22 protein-coding genes are annotated in these 21,021 nt (G+C 38.5%); 6 read left to right on the top strand and 16 right to left on the bottom strand.

All coding sequences use genetic code 11. The annotated features are described in order from the left end of the window. Positions 1-80 precede the first annotated feature (80 nt). Positions 81-2,450, bottom strand: coding sequence for a TonB-dependent receptor (locus tag AACZ73_RS18200; protein ID WP_339880077.1), 2,370 nt, complete (start codon positions 2,448-2,450; stop codon positions 81-83). Positions 2,451-2,452: 2 nt separating this feature from the next. Next, the gene (locus AACZ73_RS18195) at positions 2,453-2,710 is read right to left on the bottom strand and encodes a hypothetical protein (RefSeq protein WP_339880076.1); all 258 of its coding nucleotides are present in this window, start codon (positions 2,708-2,710) and stop codon (positions 2,453-2,455) included. A gap of 475 nt (positions 2,711-3,185) precedes the next feature. On the opposite strand from AACZ73_RS18195, the gene AACZ73_RS18190 reads away from it, so the two are divergent. Continuing rightward, positions 3,186-4,238 (top strand): histidine kinase, encoded by a 1,053-nt coding sequence (locus tag AACZ73_RS18190; RefSeq protein ID WP_339880075.1) that lies wholly within the window; start codon positions 3,186-3,188, stop codon positions 4,236-4,238. Next, a complete protein-coding gene (locus AACZ73_RS18185) occupies positions 4,235-4,960 on the top strand; it encodes a LytTR family DNA-binding domain-containing protein (protein ID WP_339880074.1) in 726 nt (241 codons plus the stop codon). Before AACZ73_RS18190 ends, AACZ73_RS18185 begins: the two co-directional genes overlap by 4 nt. Positions 4,961-5,193: 233 nt before the next feature. Here AACZ73_RS18185 and AACZ73_RS18180 read toward each other — a convergent pair whose 3' ends face one another. Both AACZ73_RS18180 and AACZ73_RS18175 read right to left on the bottom strand, forming a co-directional pair. Beyond that, positions 5,194-6,165, bottom strand: coding sequence for an aldo/keto reductase (locus AACZ73_RS18180; RefSeq protein WP_339880072.1), 972 nt, complete (start codon positions 6,163-6,165; stop codon positions 5,194-5,196). 79 nt (positions 6,166-6,244) lie between these two features. Next, positions 6,245-6,814 carry a Crp/Fnr family transcriptional regulator gene (locus AACZ73_RS18175; RefSeq protein WP_339880071.1) on the bottom strand — a complete coding sequence of 190 codons (570 nt, stop codon included), beginning with the start codon at positions 6,812-6,814 and terminating at the stop codon, positions 6,245-6,247. A 312-nt stretch (positions 6,815-7,126) separates the two neighbouring features. On the opposite strand from AACZ73_RS18175, the gene AACZ73_RS18170 reads away from it, so the two are divergent. The 3 genes from AACZ73_RS18170 (at position 7,127) to AACZ73_RS18160 (ending at position 8,888) form a co-directional block, all read left to right on the top strand. After that, entirely contained in the window at positions 7,127-7,732 is a 606-nt protein-coding gene (locus AACZ73_RS18170) for a hypothetical protein (RefSeq protein ID WP_339880069.1), read from the top strand. Then, a complete protein-coding gene (locus AACZ73_RS18165; RefSeq protein WP_339880067.1) occupies positions 7,732-8,010 on the top strand; it encodes a helix-turn-helix transcriptional regulator in 279 nt (92 codons plus the stop codon). Before AACZ73_RS18170 ends, AACZ73_RS18165 begins: the two co-directional genes overlap by 1 nt. Positions 8,011-8,090: 80 nt before the next feature. Continuing rightward, positions 8,091-8,888 (top strand): SDR family oxidoreductase, encoded by a 798-nt coding sequence (locus AACZ73_RS18160; RefSeq protein ID WP_339880065.1) that lies wholly within the window; start codon positions 8,091-8,093, stop codon positions 8,886-8,888. Between the two features lie 792 nt (positions 8,889-9,680). Here the strand turns inward: AACZ73_RS18160 and AACZ73_RS18155 are convergent. From AACZ73_RS18155 to AACZ73_RS18110, 10 genes are all read right to left on the bottom strand, one after another. Then, entirely contained in the window at positions 9,681-10,604 is a 924-nt protein-coding gene (locus AACZ73_RS18155) for a helix-turn-helix domain-containing protein (protein WP_339880064.1), read from the bottom strand. Positions 10,605-10,680: 76 nt separating this feature from the next. Further along, positions 10,681-11,436 carry an SDR family oxidoreductase gene (locus AACZ73_RS18150; protein ID WP_339880062.1) on the bottom strand — a complete coding sequence of 252 codons (756 nt, stop codon included), beginning with the start codon at positions 11,434-11,436 and terminating at the stop codon, positions 10,681-10,683. A gap of 4 nt (positions 11,437-11,440) precedes the next feature. Next, positions 11,441-12,349, bottom strand: a complete 909-nt coding sequence (locus AACZ73_RS18145) for an NmrA family NAD(P)-binding protein (protein ID WP_339880060.1) — start codon at positions 12,347-12,349, stop codon at positions 11,441-11,443. A gap of 188 nt (positions 12,350-12,537) precedes the next feature. Next, a complete protein-coding gene (locus AACZ73_RS18140; protein ID WP_339880058.1) occupies positions 12,538-13,455 on the bottom strand; it encodes a helix-turn-helix transcriptional regulator in 918 nt (305 codons plus the stop codon). Positions 13,456-13,674: 219 nt separating this feature from the next. Then, on the bottom strand, positions 13,675-14,466 hold the full coding sequence (locus tag AACZ73_RS18135) for an SDR family NAD(P)-dependent oxidoreductase (protein ID WP_339880056.1): 792 nt from the start codon (positions 14,464-14,466) through the stop codon (positions 13,675-13,677). A 134-nt stretch (positions 14,467-14,600) separates the two neighbouring features. Beyond that, positions 14,601-15,506 (bottom strand): helix-turn-helix transcriptional regulator, encoded by a 906-nt coding sequence (locus AACZ73_RS18130; RefSeq protein ID WP_339880055.1) that lies wholly within the window; start codon positions 15,504-15,506, stop codon positions 14,601-14,603. A gap of 20 nt (positions 15,507-15,526) precedes the next feature. Further along, complete coding sequence (locus tag AACZ73_RS18125) at positions 15,527-15,880, bottom strand: hypothetical protein (protein WP_339880053.1); 354 nt, start codon at positions 15,878-15,880, stop codon at positions 15,527-15,529. Positions 15,881-16,018: 138 nt separating this feature from the next. Further along, complete coding sequence (locus AACZ73_RS18120; protein ID WP_339880051.1) at positions 16,019-16,819, bottom strand: SDR family oxidoreductase; 801 nt, start codon at positions 16,817-16,819, stop codon at positions 16,019-16,021. A gap of 476 nt (positions 16,820-17,295) precedes the next feature. After that, positions 17,296-18,204 carry a helix-turn-helix transcriptional regulator gene (locus AACZ73_RS18115; protein ID WP_339880050.1) on the bottom strand — a complete coding sequence of 303 codons (909 nt, stop codon included), beginning with the start codon at positions 18,202-18,204 and terminating at the stop codon, positions 17,296-17,298. A 43-nt stretch (positions 18,205-18,247) separates the two neighbouring features. Further along, complete coding sequence (locus AACZ73_RS18110; RefSeq protein WP_339880048.1) at positions 18,248-19,159, bottom strand: MBL fold metallo-hydrolase; 912 nt, start codon at positions 19,157-19,159, stop codon at positions 18,248-18,250. Here AACZ73_RS18110 and AACZ73_RS18105 point away from each other — a divergent pair. Next, a complete protein-coding gene (locus AACZ73_RS18105; protein WP_339880046.1) occupies positions 19,158-19,361 on the top strand; it encodes a hypothetical protein in 204 nt (67 codons plus the stop codon). The genes AACZ73_RS18110 and AACZ73_RS18105 overlap by 2 nt on opposite strands. Here AACZ73_RS18105 and AACZ73_RS18100 read toward each other — a convergent pair. Next, entirely contained in the window at positions 19,351-19,704 is a 354-nt protein-coding gene (locus AACZ73_RS18100; RefSeq protein WP_339880045.1) for a hypothetical protein, read from the bottom strand. The genes AACZ73_RS18105 and AACZ73_RS18100 overlap by 11 nt on opposite strands. Before the next feature lie 290 nt (positions 19,705-19,994). Further along, a complete protein-coding gene (locus AACZ73_RS18095) occupies positions 19,995-20,921 on the bottom strand; it encodes an SDR family oxidoreductase (protein ID WP_339880044.1) in 927 nt (308 codons plus the stop codon). Positions 20,922-21,021 lie beyond the last annotated feature (100 nt).

Raw genomic sequence — 21,021 nt, 5'->3', positions numbered from 1 at the left:
TTGAGTGATTTATTTCACCAGATTTCATTTGGCGCTCTTATAAAAAGACTTTCAGCTTTTCTATTCTTGGTTTATTTTACTTAGAGCTCGATTTTCAGCCCAAACGTTGGGAACATGCCTAGCCCTGAGCGTGAAACCTGTCCAGTAAGTGGGATAAACTGTTCAAAATTCACATTGAACGTATTTTGGATATCTGTTATGTCCAGGAATAATGTCAGGGCGCTTCGCTTCATCTGAATATTGTAGTCAGCCCGGATATCAAAGCTTACAAAATCATTCAGCAACCTTCCGTTTCTGGATGTTAATTCCTGGGAATATCGCAGCAATGTCAGGTCGTTAAAAACATTGTCATGGACGATAAAATCATCAATCGGACGTCCTGTTGAGTATCTGAATTTGGCAGATAAAACCCATTTATCATTTGGCTTATAACTTGCCAGGGCACTGAATACATGGGGTATGTTAAATGTATAGTCGTATTCTCCCAAGCCATCATTATCATCACGTACACTTTGCATGTAGGAATAACTTACTTGGCCATAGTATTTCTTTGACAGCCTTTTGATTAAGCTGAAATCAGCTCCATAAGCATATCCTGTCCCATCATTATTCAGTGTGCTCTCAACTCTGTTCGGCTGAACAACCAAATCATCAAAGCGCTTATGCCAAGCCTCAGCCACAAACTTTAAGTCACCTGAAAATTGCATTTTGTAACCAAGAATGTTTTGAATAGTCCGTTCATTCTTAATGACGTCTCCAAAACTTTGAGCAGCTACATTAGAATAACTCACGTCCTGGTAATAAACACCTGTGGCAAAATTTATACTCTGTCTATCTCCCAACAGCAGACTACCACTTAATCTCGGTGAAATTGTGTGCTGTTCAGCGAACCCTGTGTAATCGTATCGTAATCCAGGATTAAGCGTCAATCGATTTGAAACATTCCAAGAAAGACTAACATAGGCTGACCCATTGAAGGCCATATCGTCAAAGCTGGCATTGTAAAGTGCGGGATCTAAAATCTGGTAATACTGGGATGGATCAGGGCGAAAATCAGTAGATCTAAATGTATAAAGTGTATCAGGGCGTGCGAGATTTCTCTCATAATCCAGATTAACTGCTATCGCATCAAACCCGGCACTCAGGGTTAACTTATCATAATTCTTGGTGAAAATTGATCGATATCCGAACTCCTGTTGGTTATTTTTTATAGTCCTTAATGCATCTTCATTATGCCCAAATTCCGGATCTATTATTTCACCGTCATCAGTTAAAAAAGGTGTAAAGTACCCAAAGGTATTATCCACGGTGGAAGCCCGGAAATAAAGTACATTCTTCCAATAACTGGATGAACTCGTAAGCGTACGAAGATTTAACCCAACCAGTGTATTTCCTCCTCTATGATCCCATAGTGTTAACCCAGCGCTGTTATCGTCATTAATATTTGTACCCGGATCAATATCATCTATGCTTCTGCTAGGACTTTCTGGATTGTGCATGGCGATGAATGATAGTTTATTTTTGGGATTGATTTCAGTGGTGGTTTTAACCAGAAAATCACTGAGGGTTATTGTCCCCATGTTTGAAATACCTGTCAGATTGGCGACTCCGGCAAAATTCTGATAGCGTGCAGAAGTAAAAAGGCTCGTCTTTTTTGTAAGTGGACCATCGTAAATCAATGTTACGCCCAATAGCTCCGCCTGCGCACTGAATGAACTGCTTTCCCTGTTTCCTTCTTTAATTCCAAGTCCGAGGTAGGAAGAGGACTTACGCCCAAAGGTGGCATCAAACCCACCGTTCTGAAACTGTACATTATCCACAACTCGGGGAGCGAAAATGCTAAACCTTCCACCATTGGGATCATTAAATCCCGAAGAAATCCCTTCGGCTTCCAAGTGTGATAGATTGAACATAGGTATGTCATCAACCATATATACATTATCCTGCGTGCCCTGTCCCCTGGCCGCTATGGCAGAAAATTGAGCTCCTGCACTGACCACACCTGGCAGAACGGCTAATGCCCGCATGATATCCCCCTGAGAACCCGCATTTCGGAATATTTCCTCTCTGGAATAGGAAAATGCAGACACAGGTGTTATTGGATTATTTTCGCCTTTAAAGGCCACAACAGTCACCTCGCTGAGGTCACCTATCTCATCTAGTAGTTCAAATTCAGCATAGTATGTTTTGCTGGCTGTAATAATTACATCAGTCACTTTTTTGGTCTGAAACCCTATAAATGTAAGTGTGAGTGAATAAGAGCCTGTCGGCACGTTTTCAATGGAGAAGTTTCCATCGATATCTGTTATCGCTCCCAATTGGGTATTGTCCACCTTAACTGTCACGCCAACCATAGGCTGTTTGGTAGCCTGCTCAATTACTTTCCCCTTAAGCCCACCTGTGGTTTGAGCTACTGAAAGGACACTCATCATACTTAATACCAATGTCATTATCAGTATTTTGAAGATTTAAACAGATTCTTTTCCTCTGGTTTGTATTGGGGTATTTGCTGCATATTAGTTTTGTTGAATCCCTGAACATTATAAAGCAAATTTGCCTCGTCTAAGTGAACTGGGTTTAGCCAAAACAGCTTTTGTTGTAGCCAATTCAGAATTGGCAACGGCTTTTCTTTTGAAGACGCCCCATTTTCAAAGCCTATTCGTGTATTGCTACTTAGGTTTTTAAAGAGCATAGATTTGTAATTTCTCATAGCAGTGGATTATTACTTGTGGAGTTATATTTCCGAGAGTGCTAAAGTAGAGTGGTTTACAAAGCGGTTTTTTGGAATTATACCAAATGGGTTAGCTTTTATAGCAACTGGTGATTTGACCTAAAAAAGACAAGGCATGCCCGTCCCAAGTTCTGAAATGGGAGTCTCATTGTATTAGTGATAGCGTGTCTAGCTTCTGAGAAAAAGGGTGAGTTTACTAGCCTCAATAGAAGCAATTCAAAAAAAATTGAAGAGTCTTACCCGTGAGCTAATAAATCCTCCTCACTACTAAATACGCAAGTTGAATAGTCAAAAAACAGGTCATGAACTGTTCCTTATGAAGTATTTGACGTTAGCAATACTAGAATTACCTGGAGCATACCCAATTTCATCTAAAAGCCAATGGCTTTTGTATAAAATACAGTTATCGAAGTGTAATCTGTTTTACTTTTGTCTGCTTTAGGGCCTAAATGATATGATTAATTCAGAAAAAAAATCAGTGATAGAAAAAGATTGGGTATTCAAAATTTTTGTCTCTCCAAATTACCGAATAGCGCGTCACAGCTCGCTTATTGTTTTTATCACTTTGGTATTATTCAATAGCCAGCCACAGTTTATTGAACCTGTACAATCCCTTATTAATGTGGGACTGGTTTTTGTTTTTGTGTCATTGTTCTACATGAACATGTATTGGTTTGTCCCTAGGTTTTTTTTTAAAAATCACTATTTCGCCTACGCATTATCAGTGACATTTACCATAGCTATTATTTCTTCTATTTACTTTTTCAGTTGGGATATTTTAGCTTCCTATAGAAGATCTGATGCATACCGGGAAGCTGCAGGTTTTCTATCGGTGTCTTTTGTAGTGCTTGTGCTGACAATGGCTTCTACTGCCATTAAATTATTTCAACGATCAGTTCTGGATAGCTTACGAATAAATGAGCTGGAAAAAACAACGCTCAGAACTGAAATGGAACAGCTTAAAAATCAGATCAATCCACACTTTTTATTCAACATGCTTAATAATGCCAATGTACTTACCCAAAAAGATCCTCAAAAAGCCTCACAAGTTTTGATGAAACTTAGTGACCTTCTCCGGTACCAATTATATGATAGTGCCCGAGCAAATGTACTTCTTACTTCTGAGATTCATTTTTTGGAAAACTTATTAAATCTGGAACAAATCAGAAGGGATAATTTCGAATTCATTGTTTCCAAATACGGGGAAATAAGCAGGGTTCAGATTGCCCCTTTGCTATTGATCACATTTGTGGAAAATGCCATCAAACACAATGTTGACTTTACAAAAAAGTCCTATGTGAATCTGTATTTTGACGTTAGTCATAATGAATTTCTATTTAGATGCATAAACTCAAAACCAAGCGTGAATTCCAAGAACCCGGAAATTGGGGGATTGGGACTGGCTAATGTAAAAAGGAGGCTACAACTGATTTATCCAGAAAATCATATTTTGCAGATTGATGATACAACTGAAACTTATACCGTAACATTAACAATCAGTCTATGACCTGCATCATTGTAGATGACGAACCCCTAGCCAGAGAAGCGATCCAGTTATTGGTGAGTAAAATGAAAGATCTCCAGCTCCTGGGGAGCTTTGCCAGTGCCAATGCAGCTTCAGTATTTTTGACTGAAAACGCAGTGGATCTTCTTTTCTTAGATATTCAAATGCCCGGGACTAACGGGATTGATTTTGCCAAAACCATTCCTCAAACCACACTGGTTATCTTTACTACAGCCTTTAGTGAATTCGCTCTTGACAGTTATGAGGTAGATGCACTTGATTATTTGATCAAGCCAGTTCGCTTTGACAGGTTCCAAAAAGCAGTCGAAAAGGCAAGCTCTTATATTAAATTAATTTCCGCAGACCAGTTCGGTAATAATATTGAACGTATAGCAGATGATTATTTTTTTGTGAGGGCAGATCGAAAAACTTTTAAAATCTATTTTAAGGATATTTTCTTCATACAAGGACTTAAAGATTATGTGGTTCTCCACACTGAAGAAAGAAAGGTGATTACTGCAATGAACATAAAAACCATCCATGAACAACTCCCCTCTAAACTGTTTGTCAGAACAAGCAAATCTTATATAATCAATGTACAGCATATAGACTCCTTTGATAACAATACAGTATTCATCCGGGAAAATGAAATCCCAATCGGCGAAGTCTATCGCAACTATTTTTTTGAAGAATTTGTGGTAAAGAAAATGATTGGTAGAGGGTAAATTTACTACAGGCAGATCAAATCGAATACCTAAACTAAAACAAGATAAACAATACAGAGAAATAAAATTTACCAATCAATATACTGATTATCTGCTAGTTAATAACTAAACCAAACCCTTAACTTATAGTAGTTTTTTACAGTTGAAGAGATATTTAATACAAACAGTTTAAGTCTTCACTCAAACCGTTTGTATTTGACAATCATTACTAATGGAATAGCTTCATCAATAAGCTATTTCCCAATTTTGTTTTGAATCGATTTTGGGTATCGCTCTCCCACGATTTTAATTTTATCCAATGCCATATTTACCACGTTGAGTTCATCAGCAGATAAAGAAATTTTTGAACCAGCAATATTCTCTTGTAATCGATGTACTTTGGAAGTTCCTGGAATAGGGACAATAAATGGTTTTTGAGCTAATAGCCAGGCTAAGGCAATTTGAGCCGGAGTAACATTTTTTTCTCTGGCAACTGACACAACCAGGTCAACTAAAGCCTGATTTTCCTGTCTGTTTTCCTTATCAAACCTAGGAGACATATTTCTGGGATCTTTTTCATCGAATTTAGTTTCTGCAGTTATTGAACCTGTTAAAAAACCTTTACCCAATGGACTAAAAGTCACAAAGCCAATACTCAACTCTTCCAATAACCCAATGATGTCATGTTCAGGTGCTCTGTAAAACATGGAATATTCTGACTGTACAGCTGTGATAGGTAATACTGCATGTGCTTTGCGAATAGATGCCGGATCTGGTTCTGAAAGACCAAAATATTTCACCTTCCCTTCTTGAATAAGCTCCTTTACAGTCCCTGCCACGTCCTCCATAGGCACATTAGGATCCATTCTATGTTGATAAAACAAATCAATACAATCTGTTTTCAATCGTTTTAAAGAAGCTTCTGCACTTGCCCTTATATTTTTTGGACTGCTATCAATTTTGAAATCCATAGCACCTCCTATGAACCCAAACTTGGTAGCAAGTTTCACTTTACCACCAAATGGTTCAAGTGCCTCTCCAACTAACAGCTCATTGTCTCCGTATCTTTGTGCGGTGTCGAAAAAAGTAATGCCATTTTCAAAGGCTGCTCGAATCACCTTTATGGACTCCCTTTTTTCAGGTGCTCCGGGAAAACTTAATCCCATACAACCAAAACCTATTGAGGAAACCTCTAATCCTCTTGTTCCTAATTTTCTTGTTTCCATTTCAAATATTTAAATGATGAATAAAACAAAGGTTAATCATCAAAAAATGGAATCATTTGCCATATGGCAAAAAACAAATTTACGGGATGTTTTTTCTTATTCGACTCAGGGAAGATTGTGTAATCCCCAAATAGGAGGCGATGTAGGACAAGGGAATCCGATTGCTTAAGTCGGGGAATTTTTCAATAAACTCAAGATAACGTGTGGTAGCATCCTGAGAAACCAATTCGCTTCTTCTTTCAATTTTTTCGCTGTGATGTTTTGCGATTATCTGTTGAATTATTTTATCCCACCCTATAATAGTGTCGGAGATATCTTTCCAGTCCCGTCTGGAAAAAACAACCAGTTTACAGCCTGTAATGGCTGCAAGATATTCGGAGGGAGTATAGACTTCATCAATGGTATTTCCGTATAAAATTAAGTGGTTTTCGTCAATAAAGTAGCGGGTAATTTCTTCGCCCTTATTGTTGTAATAATAAACGCGAATCACACCATCTATGAGAAACCCAACTTGTTTTACTGTTTTGCCTGCTTCCCAATAATATTCATCTTTGCTAAGATCCAAAACGCTAGCTTTGCCTGTTATCAGGTCAATTTGTTGTTGGTTTAAGTTACCAAACTTTAAAACGTAAGCTATAAATTCTTCCATTCGGCAAAACTAATGATCACCTCCCTTTTATTTTTTGCCATTTGACAAAAAGTGCCGAGTTGTGTGGGTTTGATGCAATTGGTAGACCCCTATTTTTCTTCTAAATAGGTATATCCGCATGAACGAAAGTACTGGATTCATGTCTGGTTCTAGCCTTCCCCCTTCCTCTTTTAAAAAAGGGGGAATTGCTAAATTTAAACCTCTAACATTAATTCAAAGCACATACATAAAGTTAAGAGGATACCCATTAATCAAGAAAATAGGTGACTACAAGAACTATTCAATATGTTAATTATTTTATAATTTCAGGCAATGCAGATCATAAGTATAAATGACTTTTTAGATAAATCGGAAATTAGAAGCAAATCTCGTCTAGGCAACTTTACTATTGTACGGATTACAGAAAAAGATCCCTGTGCCCTACAACCTATACCTTACAATCGAAGGTCGTTTTATAAGATCAATTTACTAAAGGGCTCTTATAACATTCATTTTGCTGAAGAAACCTATAACGTCAGGAAAAATGCTATTTTTTTTGCTAATCCTTTGAGCCCGTATAACTGGATACCAAATGATGGGGAACACAGCGGCGTTTACTGTATTTTTGACACTAACTTCTTCCATAATTTTGGCTCATTGGACGCATACCCAGTTTTCCAACTAGATGGATTAAAGGTGTTTGAATTGGAAGAAGAACAGTTTCTTCGTTTAGATCGCATTTTTAATGAGATGGAGGAAACGCATGATTCCGATAATGAGTACAAATATGATTTAATAAGGAGTAAAATATATGAGCTTCTTATTTTACTTCGAAGCTGTCTTCCCAAAAATCAAATGTTGACAGGCATGATAAAACTTCGACACGTATTATCAAAGCGTTTCTGGATTTACTTGAACAGCAATTTAATACGGCAATAATGCCACGTCGTCGCATTTTAAATAGAGCTTCTGATTTTGCGGAAGCATTATCTATACATCCGAACTATCTTAACCGTATTCTGAAGGGGAACATGGGAAGCTCAACAAAGCAGCTTATCCAAGAGCGATTTTTACAGGAGGCGAGGCTGCTCTTAAAGCATACCGATCTTGATATTTCGGAAATTTCCCATCTTTTAGGTTTTCGCGAGCTCACCCACTTTTCCGGCTTTTTCAAAAAGCACGAAGGTATGTCTCCATCCTTGTATAGAAAAGTTTGATTTTTATAACCATTGTTTTTCATTTCGTTAACTACCTAAAGACCATTAGTTCGAAATTTGCCCTATAAACACAATCTACTATGAATAAAAAATGGTTTATCACGGGAGCATCAAGCGGTATCGGGCGTAGTTTAACAGAGCAACTTCTTAAGGCAGGACATACAGTTTTTGCCACACTTAGAAAACCGGAACTGTTAAATGAATTAGCTGCAAATTACCCCGGAAGGCTTTATGTGGGTTATTTGGAATTAACGGATCAGACTAGTATCGAAAAAGCAGTCGCTGATGCTAATGAAAAATTAGGACAAATTGATATTGCAGTAAGCAATGCAGGTATCGGCGTTTTTGGTGCAGTAGAGGAATTGGACAGTTCGGTTATCAGAAAACAGCTAGAGGTAAATTTATTGGGTTCCATTATGCTGATAAAAACTTTAATCCCCTTTTTAAGAAAACAACCTGACGGTGGACATATTATTCAGGTATCTTCTGAAGGTGGACAGATTACCTATCCGGGATTCAGCCTTTACCATGCATCCAAGTGGGGAATCGAAGGTTTTGTGGAAGCTACCGCTCAAGATGTAGCAGCATTCAATATCAGGTGTACCATTGCAGAACCCGGCCCTACCAATACTCATTTTGGAAACAGCCTGAGTATTGCTGAACCTATGGAAGCTTATCAAAAAACCTCTGTTAATGAAATTCGAAGATTTATAGACGCTGGATTTGGTGAGCTAGATGATGTGGCTGATGTTGCAAAGGCTGTTATTGAATGTAGTACATTAAAAAATCCTCCCTTACGTTTGCCCATTGGAGCTGTAGCTACAAAAAATCTGATTGCAGGTTTGCAAAAAAGACTCGATGGCATTACGAAGATATAATTTACATTACCTTCACGATTCACTACACTTTAAAAAGTAACAATACGAGCGTCAGGTGATTTTCACAATAACGGAAGTAGTCGGGCTGTCAATGCAAAGTGACCAATATGGCTTGAAAATGAAATCTGTTAAATTCTTCGGGCATGTGTGGTCTTTGCTCTAATTCTTCCTATGTGGTTAATTTATTTCTGCAAGGCTTACTGCCATTTCTTCCGGGACATAGCAGGTAAACGGATGGCTTATAAAGCTCTCAATATCAATCCGAAAGTGCTCAAAAAAATCAAAAAGCAATTCGTTTACCTATACTCATTCATAGTATTTGTTCCAAAGAAACTACGAGATGTTCTCTTAAAATTTGATCTGGATAGAAGATGAGTTTTTCACTCAGATTATTATAATATTAAACCCTTTATAATATTAAACCCTCAAAATTCCTTTTATCGTAAATCAGCCATAATTAATCTTTTTGCCCACCTCCCAGAAGTAATCATCTTTTTGTAGTTGCACGACTTGACCTTTCTTTAAAATCAATCCTATCTGCTGTTGATTTAGGTCACCAAACTGTAATATGTGCTCAATAAATTCTACCATTAGGCAAATTAAGTGCTCATGCTTACATCAACATTTGTCATTTGGTAAAATTTAACATTATGGAATTTAAAACATAGCTTGAAAGGTGAAATAGTTAAAGTAGCATATGAGGGGTATTTTTTCTTTTCCTAGACGAAAAGATTTGAGAAAAACTTTATAGAAGATATTCTTTTAAACTGATTTTTCAGCCAATAACTTCTTTCAATTAAACGACTGTCTAAACTCCAATGGCGAAAAGTCGGTTTTTTGTTTAAATAACTTACTGAACGATTGAGGGTATTCAAAACCCAGGTCATAGGCAATTTCGCTTACCGACAATCCAGTTGTTGTCAATTTCTCCTTGGCTTTTTCAATGATCTTGTCATGAATATGCTGCTGTGTGCTTTTACCTGTATGGGTTTTCAATAAGCCACTCAAATAGTTGGGTGATACATTTAATCTGCCTGCAATGTAGCTCACAGTTGGCACCCCCTTAGACATTAACGCTTTATCGTTAAAAAAATTTACAAGTACCTCTTCCAAGGACTCAAGAATCTGATGATTGGATATTTTCCTTGTAATAAACTGTCGTTGATAAAATCGCTCTGCATAAGTAAGCAGCGTATCCAGATAGGAAATTATTATCCGTTGGGAAAAGGCATCAATATTCTGGTGATATTCCTGCTCAATGTTACGTAGTATTTCGACAATAATTTTCTCCTCCTTCTCAGATAAAAACAAGGATTCATTGACATTATACCCAAAAAACTCAAAGCATTTTATGGTTTTGGCAAGAGGAGAATTCCATAAAAAATCTGGATGTATAAACAATAACCAACCCGTAGGCGATGGTGCATTCTTATAATCAAAGACTTCTACACCAAACACCTGATTAGGTGCGATAAAAGACATTAGTCCCTCATCGAAGTCATATTGCTTTTGTCCGTACCTAAACTTACCCTGAACATCCCTTTTCAAGCCAATGGTGTAAAACTCCTGAATCCAATTTAAATCATTTGTGTCGCTGGTATGCTGAATCAGACTATAGTCCACCAGGCTAATGAGCGGATGCAAGGGTTTAGGCAGGTTGCGGAACTTGTGATATTCACTAATCGTTTTTATCCGCTGGATTTTTTTATTCGCCATTTCTTAGAACTGCTGATTTTTAAAAGTTAATAAACAAATCTATTTGGAGGAAACAAGCATATTAACACTCAATTCATTATAAAGCCTGACCTCCGGAAACCTCCAACCGTTGCCCATTGATCCAATAGGCTTCATCGGTGCAGAGGAACGCGACTACACTACCAATGTCATCAGGCAAACCTACACGTCCCAGTGCCGTCACGTTTGAAATCTGCTTGTTGATTTCTAAAGTATCCCTTACGCGACCGCCTCCAAAATCAGTTTCAACTGCACCAGGGGCTACTACATTTACTCGGATTTTTCTTTCCGACAACTCCTTAGCCAGGTACCGTGTGTAGGTTTCTACACCAGCCTTCAATGAAGCATAAACAGAAGATCCGGGCATGGTGATTCTTGTCAAACCCGATGAAATATTAATAATACCTCCTCCTTGTTTTATGCAAGGCAAGAATTTTTGAGTTAAAAAGAAAACGCCTTTGTAATGGATTTGATAGATTTCATCCATTTGTTCTTCTGAAACTTCAGTAAATAAAGCATACAATGCAGTACCCGCATTGTTAATCAGAAAATCAAAGTTCCTGTTTCCATTTTCCTTGAGTAAATATTCCGTGATTTTTATTTTAAAGTCTTCAAAGGATTTTACATTCCTAGTATCTAATTCCAAGGCAATAGACTTTTGGCCTAGCTCAATAATTTCTGAAACGACTTTGCATGCTTCTTCTTTATTTGAATGATACGTGAGTATTACATCCATACCTTTTTTGGCGAGCTCAATAGCCATATTTTTTCCTAAGCCCCTACTTCCACCGGTTACTAATGCTATTTTCTTCATAAGGCTACTTTTGAGCATAAACTTTAGCAAATTCTTTCGCAAAATCCATCAACTTGACTTTCCCCAATTCCGGTTTATTCCTGAAATAATCTTCATACAATAATCCATTCACCCGGCTAACATTCATTTCAGTTAACCCTTTTGCAATCTGAGGATTAATACCAACATCTATTAAACCTTTCAAAAACTGTTCATCGGAAATTGAAACCCAGCTCAATTCAGGTTCCCCAATGGATTCGCCTAAAACTTTAGCAATTTGATTTGGGGAAACTTCATCACTTGCAACATATCGAATGGTAGTTCCGTCAAAGGGTTTATCCATTTCCTCTGCTATTGCTTCAGCGATATCAAGAGGCGATACCCAAGGTTCTTTTTCATTGCCTCCATAGTTTTGAAAAATAGCGCCTGAAGATTTAATCGTAGGAATAAATGCTAACATATTGTAATAAAACCCAACAGGTCTTATAAACTTAATGTGGACATTCGAAGACAGTTGACTCAAGATATTTTCTACATCGGAATGAGGATTTAACAAACCTACTCCCGTCCCCCTATGTGCGCCGATCGTACTGAGGTGAATTACTTTGTTGACTCCTGATTCTTGGATGGCGAATGCATAGTTAGTAGCAATTTCCAGATGTTTGGCATCGACATCCAGCGATTGGTCTGAATAAGCTCCCGTATAGGCATTCACTGCCATCATTGTGTATACCACATCTGCCCCTTTGAATGCCTGGATTAAAAACTCCTTATCCTCCATTTTACCTATTAGCGACTTAGCCCCCAAAGCTTCAATCTCTTCTCTTCTTGAGGAGGTGCTGCTTATTACTAATACCATATGCCCTTTTCCCACTAGCATTTTTGCAAGGGGTTTTCCTATGTGCCCCAGTGAACCTGTTAATACGATTTTCATATATCTAACCTTGTTTTTAATGATGATCTTTTTGATTTGGTGATCATACAAAAGTGTATAGATTAGAAAAGTCAGAAGTAACCAAATCTATTTTTTATGTAGCCAAAAATGAGTTATTATGTCTTCGCCCATTATATAGCTTGCCAACCTATTTTAAAAAAGTAATGCGTCCACTACTAAAGAGGAAATCAGCCAAATGATTTTCTAAATTCCAAAGGAGAGATCTTGGTCTTCGCTTTAAAAAGTTTACTGAAGGATTGCGGGTGTTCAAAGCCTAGCTCATAGGCGATTTCGCTAACGGTGAAACTGGTGGTAGAAAGTCGCTCTTTGGCTTTTTCTATCAGTTTGAAATGAATGAACTGCTGGGCATTTTTCCCAATCAGCGAACGTAACATATCGCTTAGGTAATCTGCTGAAATATTTAACTGTTCAGAAAGATAATGCACAGTAGGAATCCCCTGATGTAAGGATTGTTGGTTATTGAAATAATCTTCTATAATGGATTCAGTTTTTTGGAGCAAATCATTATTTACGCCTTTTCGGGTAAGAAATTGGCGCTTATAAAAACGGTTGGCATAACTCAGCAGCAGCTCAAGCTGGGCAACTACTACATCCTGACTCAACTCATCAATACGGCTGTTCAGTTCATCCTCAATAATTCGGAATACAGCAAGAATGGTTTCTTTTTCCTTTTCAGATAAATGCAAAGCCTCATTTACCGAATAAGAAAAAAAACCGTATTGCTTTATTTTTTTTGCCACCGGGTAACCAAGAAAAAAGTCCGGATGGATCAGTAATATATACGAATAGGTTTCAACATGGTATTCGGCAGTCCCCACCAATTGATTGGGAGCCAAAAACATCATGCTGCCCTCTGCAAAATCATAATAACTTCTTCCATACCTGAGTCTTCCTCCCTGCTGCTCTATAAAAGCTATTTTGTAGAAATCCAGCACATCATACAGAACTACTTTGTCCGGATTAAAAGGATTATTTTGATCAAAATGAGTCAGACTCACCAGTGGATGCAGTGGTTTTGGTAAGCCAAATGCCAAATGCATTTCGGAGATAGATCTAAACTTAAAAACAGTATTTTCCTTCTTCATCTGTTTATTATTTGATTTTTTATGGTCAGACACCCTGTCCCTAACCTGGCTGTCAACTGGCAGGGTTGATTCGGGAGAATCTTGCCTCACCGATAATCATGCCTCTCCTAAAGCAAGTTCGGGACAAGTTGTGTGACTTTTAAATCATGCTGGATTTCATGACATGAACATTGAATAAACCAATAAAGTCGCTGAGCCCTTCTTGGTTTGCTCTTCCTATTACCATGGAATAATGACTCCTCCTGGACCGGTGAATATCCCCGAAGGACCATCCTCTTCAAGTACAACACGTACAGGTTCACGTGAACCTTCTTCAACGCTTTCTGTTCCCTCGAAATTGTTAAGTGCTGTAGATGCGAAGCCTGGACTGACAGCATTTACTTTGATCCCCAAACTCTCTAGTTCGATAGCAAGCGAAACTGTCAATCCATTGAGTGCAGTTTTAGATGCCCCATAAACCACATCAAACATCTGTCGATGAGGATTTGAGGTATCCATATTCAGCGTGAGCGAGCCCAATGCGCTCGATACATTTACAATACGGGCTGAGACAGAACATTTCAGAAGAGGAAGAAAAGCTTGAGAAACTGCAAGTACTCCAAATACATTCGTTTCCCAAACAGCCCGAACTTCCTCAAGCGATGCTACACTTGCCCGTTGATCTGCAAGAGCTTCAAGAAGGTTTCTATCTCGGAGTCCTGTGTTGGATATTGCTGCGTTATTTACCAAAAGATCAAGTCTGCCAAAGTCACTCTGGATTTTCGACACAGCTTGAGTTAGGGTACATTTATCAGTTACATCGAGCTGTATAGCTTGAGCTTTAGCCCCTATTTCTGTTGCTGCTTCCAGTCCATTTTGCAGGTTACGCGAACCTACATATACGATATATCCCTTTTCAGCAAGTGCTTTAGCGATCTGAAATCCTATCCCTTTGTTAGCTCCGGTAACCAGGGCTACTAGATTTCTCCCAGGAGATGATGAATCATTGGTTTCTCTTTCTTGTGATTGCATAATTTATATGGTTTAAATGATGCATCAAAGTTCAGCCTATCCTGTTCTGCATTTGTAACCAAATCCAGAGCATTTGTAGCCAAATCAGGAAAAGAACCCGCTCAGAAAGCAAGTGTCAAAAAAAAATTCAGAGCTTAATCGAAAGACTTTCTATACTCCAGTGGGGTTGAATCCGTTTTGGCTTTGAATAGTTTATTAAATGATTGCGGATGTTCAAAACCCAATTGATAGGCAATTTCAGCCACGGATAAACCAGTTGTCGCTAGGTATTCCTTCGCTTTTCCAATCAGTTTTTCATGGATATGCTGCTGGGCACTCTGCCCGGTGAGTGACCGAAGCATATCGCTTAAGTAATGAGGAGACAGGTTCAATGTATTTGCCAAATACTCGACGGTCGGCAGTCCGGTTTGTAAGCTTTCCTTGTTTTCAAAGTATCTCACTAACTGTTCCTCCATTTTCATCAGCAAATCATCATTGACGGCTTTCCGGGTGATAAATTGCCTCCCATAGAAGCGATTGCAATAATTGAGCAATAGGTCTATTTGCGCAAGTATAATGTTCTGGGTATGCTGGTCTATTCTTTGGGATTCCAGCTCTATTTTTTTGAAAATATCGATAATATCTTCCTCCTCCTTTCCTGATAAGTGCAAGGCCTCATTAATACCGTAGGAAAAGAACCCGTACTTTTTTATAGTCGAAACAATTGGGTGAGTACCTAGAAAATCCTGGTGAATTAACAAGGCATACCCTTTACCGAAAACCTGCTCTTTGAAAGGAGTACCGATCACTTCTAGTGACTGCATCTGTTTTGGAGCAGTAAAACTCATAACTCCCCTGTCAAAGTCATAGTACTGCTGGCCGTATTTCACCTTCACTTTCACATCCCTTTTCACCGAAACCGTGTAAAAATCCACAAAAAACTGCTTCCAGACAGGAGCGTCTGTGAACTGAACCTTGTCAAGATGAACAACGCTCAACAACGGATGCACCGGATCCGGTAGCGATAATAATTGATGAAACTGCGATATGGAGTTGATCATTTGCATACCCTATGATTTTTCTAGGTTTTCAGTTTCCCATACAAAAAACCGAAGATAAGTAAAGCCCCTAATTCAATGGCTAACCACAATAGCTGCTTTACATAGAATCCATCCCAGAGCATTCCAAGTAATCTGGCTATGATAATGCCGGTGGTCAAAGCGATCAGCAGAGCAGATACTGTCAAACCCCAGGGAGTCCAGCTGTGATGGAATAGTAATAACAGACCCAATCCAATCACAAATCCCCATCTGACCCTCTTTTCTATCACCTGATAAGGATCTGTTGGTATGGGATGAGGGCTTACCAACCCAGGGCGGTGTACCAGGATTAAGCCCACGATAAGCAAAATAACACCTGATATTTTGAATAGCATATGCATCATAAAGTAAATTACCTGTTATGGGCAGTCAATTTCATTTTTGATTTGAAATAATTTTAGTGCATTCAGTTGAAAAATTTGTGGATCAAAGGTTTTCGTCAAAGAACCACAGCAGTCATAATCTACTATTTATTAAATAAACTGATCTCTAATTTCTTTTCTAAAAGCTTCTGACCCTATTTCCAGGCGTCTTTTGTATATGGCTTCTGCGTCTGGGCCTGCCAAATACCTTACCTGATCCTTTCCATCGGTAACAGCTTCATAAACCAATGCTGCTATTTGTTCAGCGCTAGTAGCCTGAGCCATCATAGCCTCCACATTGGAAAATAGCTTATCTTCCAGCGATTGGTATTCAGCGTGGGTCGCTTTGGCCAGCGATCTTCCGGTAAAATCCGTAGCGATGGCTCCGGGCGCAATGGTTTTTATTCTGATGTTATGCAGCCCTAATTCAAAAGACATACTTTCCGACCAGCCTTCTATAGCAAATTTGGCAGCATGATATATTGAATGCAGTGGAAATGCGAGCAATCCACCCATTGAAGTAGTACTGATAAACAAACCTCCTTGCTTTTCTCTGAAATAGGGAATAAAGGCTTTGGTCACCCAAAGGACACCCATCAAGTTGGTGTTGATCTGCCGTTCAATCTGTTCTTCGGTTAAGGCTTCCATCGCTCCCATCAACCCATAGCCAGCATTATTGAATACTACATCTATTTGATGTAATGCAATAGCTTGGGCAACCGTACTATTGATCTGTTCCATGTTGGTTACATCCAAGGGCAAAAAGGTGATGTTTTGCAATTGAGCTAGTTCTTGTTCCTGTGCAGGATTCCGCATCGTAGCGATCACATGCCAGCCTTTGGATTGAAATAGGTGTGCTGTTGCTTTACCCAAACCGGAAGAAGCTCCCGTAATAAAAATTGTATTTGCCATTGTTCTATACTTTAAGTGTGACAAAACAAAGGTCTGCAGGATTTAGGCACTCCCTGTAGCCAAAATACTGTAAGATGTATCCAAATTGGGTGATTAGGATGGTATACGGATACCGGTTAATTATTTGGGTTAAAAATTCTAGATCCTGGCAGTATAAGATACGGTTGGTAAATCAATGAACATCAAATCTTCAAAGGGATCCAATACCAAAACCGCATTTAAAAAACTACCCTAAAAAATCCTCAGACGTTACTTTAAATCCAGCCCTTCAATACTTTACCAAGGGAAGTCAGGATAAGGCATAGGGTTTGAATAAGCAGTTTTTAACATAATTCAACCATACAGGCCTTACACTGTGCTTATTCATAAGGGCAGCAATTCCGGCAGGCTTATTATATGTTCATAATTCGCTCATACTGGGTCTTGCTAACCTATGTGATAATTAGTTTTTATGCACTGGCTTTCCCCTATTTTGTTCAGTTAAATGATTGTCTAAACTCCAACGGAGAAACGTTGGTCTTGGTCTTGAAAAGCTTACTAAACGACTGCGGATGCTCAAACCCCAATCCGTATGCAATTTCACTGACTGTCATATCTGTTGTAGAGAGCTTTTCTTTGGCTTTTTCTATTAACTTCTCGTGTATGTGTTGTTGGGTATTTTGTCCTGTCAATGTCTTGAGCAAACTGCGTAAATAGGTTTGAGAAACGTTCAATTGATCTGAAATATATTGAACTGTCGGCAACCCTTTGGTGATCAGATCCTCATCGTTAAAATAATCGTTGAGTACTTTTTCCAATCTTCCAAGAATCTGGTGGTTGGTTATTTTTCGGGTAATGAACTGACGTTGGTAAAAACGTTCCGCATAGTTTAGTAATGCTTCCAAATGCGAAATGATGATGTCTTGACTGAATTTATCAATGTTTGCATGGTATTCATCTTGAATATTATTCACGATACCATTGATAATGACTTCTTCTTTGTCAGATAGAAACAATGCTTCATTGGTTGAATAACCAAAGTATTCATATTGTTTGATCTTTTTGGCAAGCGGTGTATTCCACAAGAAATCCGGGTGTATAAATAACATCCAGCCTTCCATTTTTACTGGCACACCGCTTTCTTCACCACGCAATATTTGTCCGGGGGCCATAAACGCCATCAAGCCTTCATCAAAGTCATATTTTTGTTGCCCATAGTAAAGTTTGTCACAACCCCGCTTCAATGATATTACATAAAAATCAAAGATTACAGAAGTGATGTCTGTATTGTTAGCAAGTCCCTCAAGGTTTATAATACTAATAAGTGGATGTTGCGGCTTGGCATAGCCCGCTACACGGTGTAGTTCCGTGATGGACTTTAATCTGTACGGTTTTGAATTCCCCATTTCCTAATGTTATTTTTTAAATATTTTTCTTTGGAGTCAATAGCTATTTATTTAAAATAACAGCTTCTCCAATCCTTACTATTTTTAATTGGTTTTTTACTTTATTTCCCTCAACCAATTTACTTAAAAGAGTCTCTGGTTCTGATAAGGGTTCGTCTGCCATATCAAACGTACCGTAATGAAAAGGTATCATCATTTTTGCTTCAGTATCTTTAAATGCCTGAACAGCCTGTTGGGGATCCTGATGATTGGGCGACATAAACCAACGAGGCGAATATGCTCCAACTCCAATCAAAGCTACATCCATACTGGGAAACAGTTTGGCTACTTCTTTGTAGTGACTTCCAAATCCGGAATCACCTCCGTAATAGATCGTTTTATCCTTGCTTTGAATAACAAAAGCACCCCATAAGCGTTTGTTAACATCGTTGACGGAGCGCCTTGAACTGTGTCTGGCGGGCAAAAAATAAATCTCTAAATCATCACTGAGTTTATATTGCTGATACCATCCAGCCTCCTGTACTTCATTGTTTCCCACCCATTTACTTAGTAAGTCTTTCATTTTTAATCCTGCAAGAAATATTGCATCAGGATTTTGACTTTGAATCATCTTCAAACTCGCCTTGTCGCAATGGTCGTAATGCGAATGCGAAATCAATACATAATCTATATCTTTCAATTTGGTTAATTCGATTGGAAAATCTGTATAGCGGTTATGCATCGGGAGTCCTTTAAAAATAGGATCGATTAATAGTTGCTTACCATTTAATCGAATAAAAAATGTGGAATGCCCAAGTAATACAACCACATCCTCTTTTGTGTATATGAAGTTGTCATCTTTAACCACCTGCATACGCCAGGTGTCATTTTTCTTAATTTGCTTTTGTGGATTTTTTTCAAACGTCCATTTTAAAGCATCACCAAAACTTTGGGTGCCCGGAAATTCGTGATTCATGAAACGTTCGTTTTTATCTACAGGAGTACCTTGCCAGGATGGTACTATAGTTTTCAAAGTGGGATTGCTCATTCTGGATGCCACAAACGGCAATTCCGAAGAAGACATTCCGAATACCTTAAAGAATATCATAACTGTGGGCACTACAGCGGCGATTAGTAAAACCTTTCTCCTATTCATCGAATATCTCCTTAATTTCTAAATGGATATTTAAGCCAGATTAATAGCAGCGGAATTAATAAAAAAGGGATCTCTATCAACGCTATTCTAATATTTCCGGCACGTAAAGCCATCGACATAATGAACACAACTGATAAGGCATTGAGCAGATTGCCAAAGAAAAATGTTTTGGGTATCAGCAATAAGACACCTACCAACATAGCTGTAACACCAAACATAGGCATGGTCCATTCTGCTAAACCCAGCTCGGTCATCATTTTAAATGATTCAGGGTTCTTCTTGTAATTAAAGGAACCCCAACCGTGACTGAAACTCAAGCCTACAGAAACTAGCAGTAACACCAAAGAAATAATGTTCTTAATCATATCAATTGAAAATGTAGGTTTGTAATAAATAACCGCCTATCAATCCTATAGGTATCCCTAATATGGCGTTGATCAACGCTGTCCTAGATTTCTTGGGAAACCTACCTCTATACCTATAGCTCAGGTAAAATCCAATTGGTGGCAAAGCGTTTGATAACATCATCAAACCCATTGGTAGTTTGTCGTTTATACTTATTTGTTTGTTCATTTTGTTCTCCCTATGGCAGCTCAAAAAAGTGCCGGTTTTATTAGTTCTTATTTAAATTGATGCAGGGTTGATTCAGTAATTGCTAAAATTCAACTTTCGCTAACTTTTGTGATGTCTCCCATAATTTTAAAGAGACATTTAAGTCTACCGCTTGTGCAGGTATTTTTGCGATAGATGGAAATCCCCGGGTTTCGCTCATTTTGTTGGGTCCATAATACAATCCTCCTTTAGCCTCTGGAGAAGTGGCTGCATATAATGTGGGTAATGCTCCCTGGGAAGATGGTTGAAACAAAAATGGAAAAAACGTTCTCATTATTCCGGGCCCACTCCAACGGCCAGCACCGGTAATAAGTAAATTTGTTCGGGAAACTCCGGGGTGGGAAGCCATACTCTTTATACCCCAACCATGCTTGTCACTTTGCCGCTGAAGTTCTAATGCGAACATCAGGTTTGCAAGTTTTGCCTGGCCATAAGCTTTCATAGGGACATAGGAATCCACCGACTGCAGGTCATCAAAATTAATTTGACCTGCTCGATTTGCAACGCTAGAAACTGTCACAACACGGGCATCAGTTGCTTGTTGCAATAATGGCAGTAGATGGGCTGTCAACGCGAAGTGACCGAGATGATTAGTACCAAATTGTAACTCAAAACCATCCACAGTTTCGACGCGTTTTGGAGGGGTCATCACTCCTGCGTTATTGATGAGAAGATTAATCGCCTGTCCTTTCTTTTTCATTCTCAAAGTAAAGGCTTTGACTGAAGAAAGATCTGCAAGGTCGATCTGCTCAAATTTAATTTTTGCCTTCGGGTTAATTTGTTGGATCTTAGCAATAGAGTCAGCTCCTTTTTCGAAGTTTCGCCCCATCATTATTACACTCCATCCGGCAGATGATAATGCCATAGCATCCTCAAAACCAACACCCTCTGTACTACCTGTGATTACAGCTAAACCATCGTTTCTTAAGGGGATGTTATTTGCTGTCCATTTTTTGATTTCGTTTTGCATTTTTTCTGTTTTTTGTTGATGCAAAATTGCAGCAACTTAAAAGGACAGATTTAGCCAAAACGCATGTTGTTGTAGTCAAAAAATATTTATTGGTGGAACA

Source organism: uncultured Algoriphagus sp. (assembly GCF_963974835.1).
GTDB lineage: Bacteria > Bacteroidota > Bacteroidia > Cytophagales > Cyclobacteriaceae > Algoriphagus.
The sequence above is the reverse complement of the archived record's forward strand: the minus strand, read 5'-3'. Positions and strand labels throughout refer to the sequence as shown.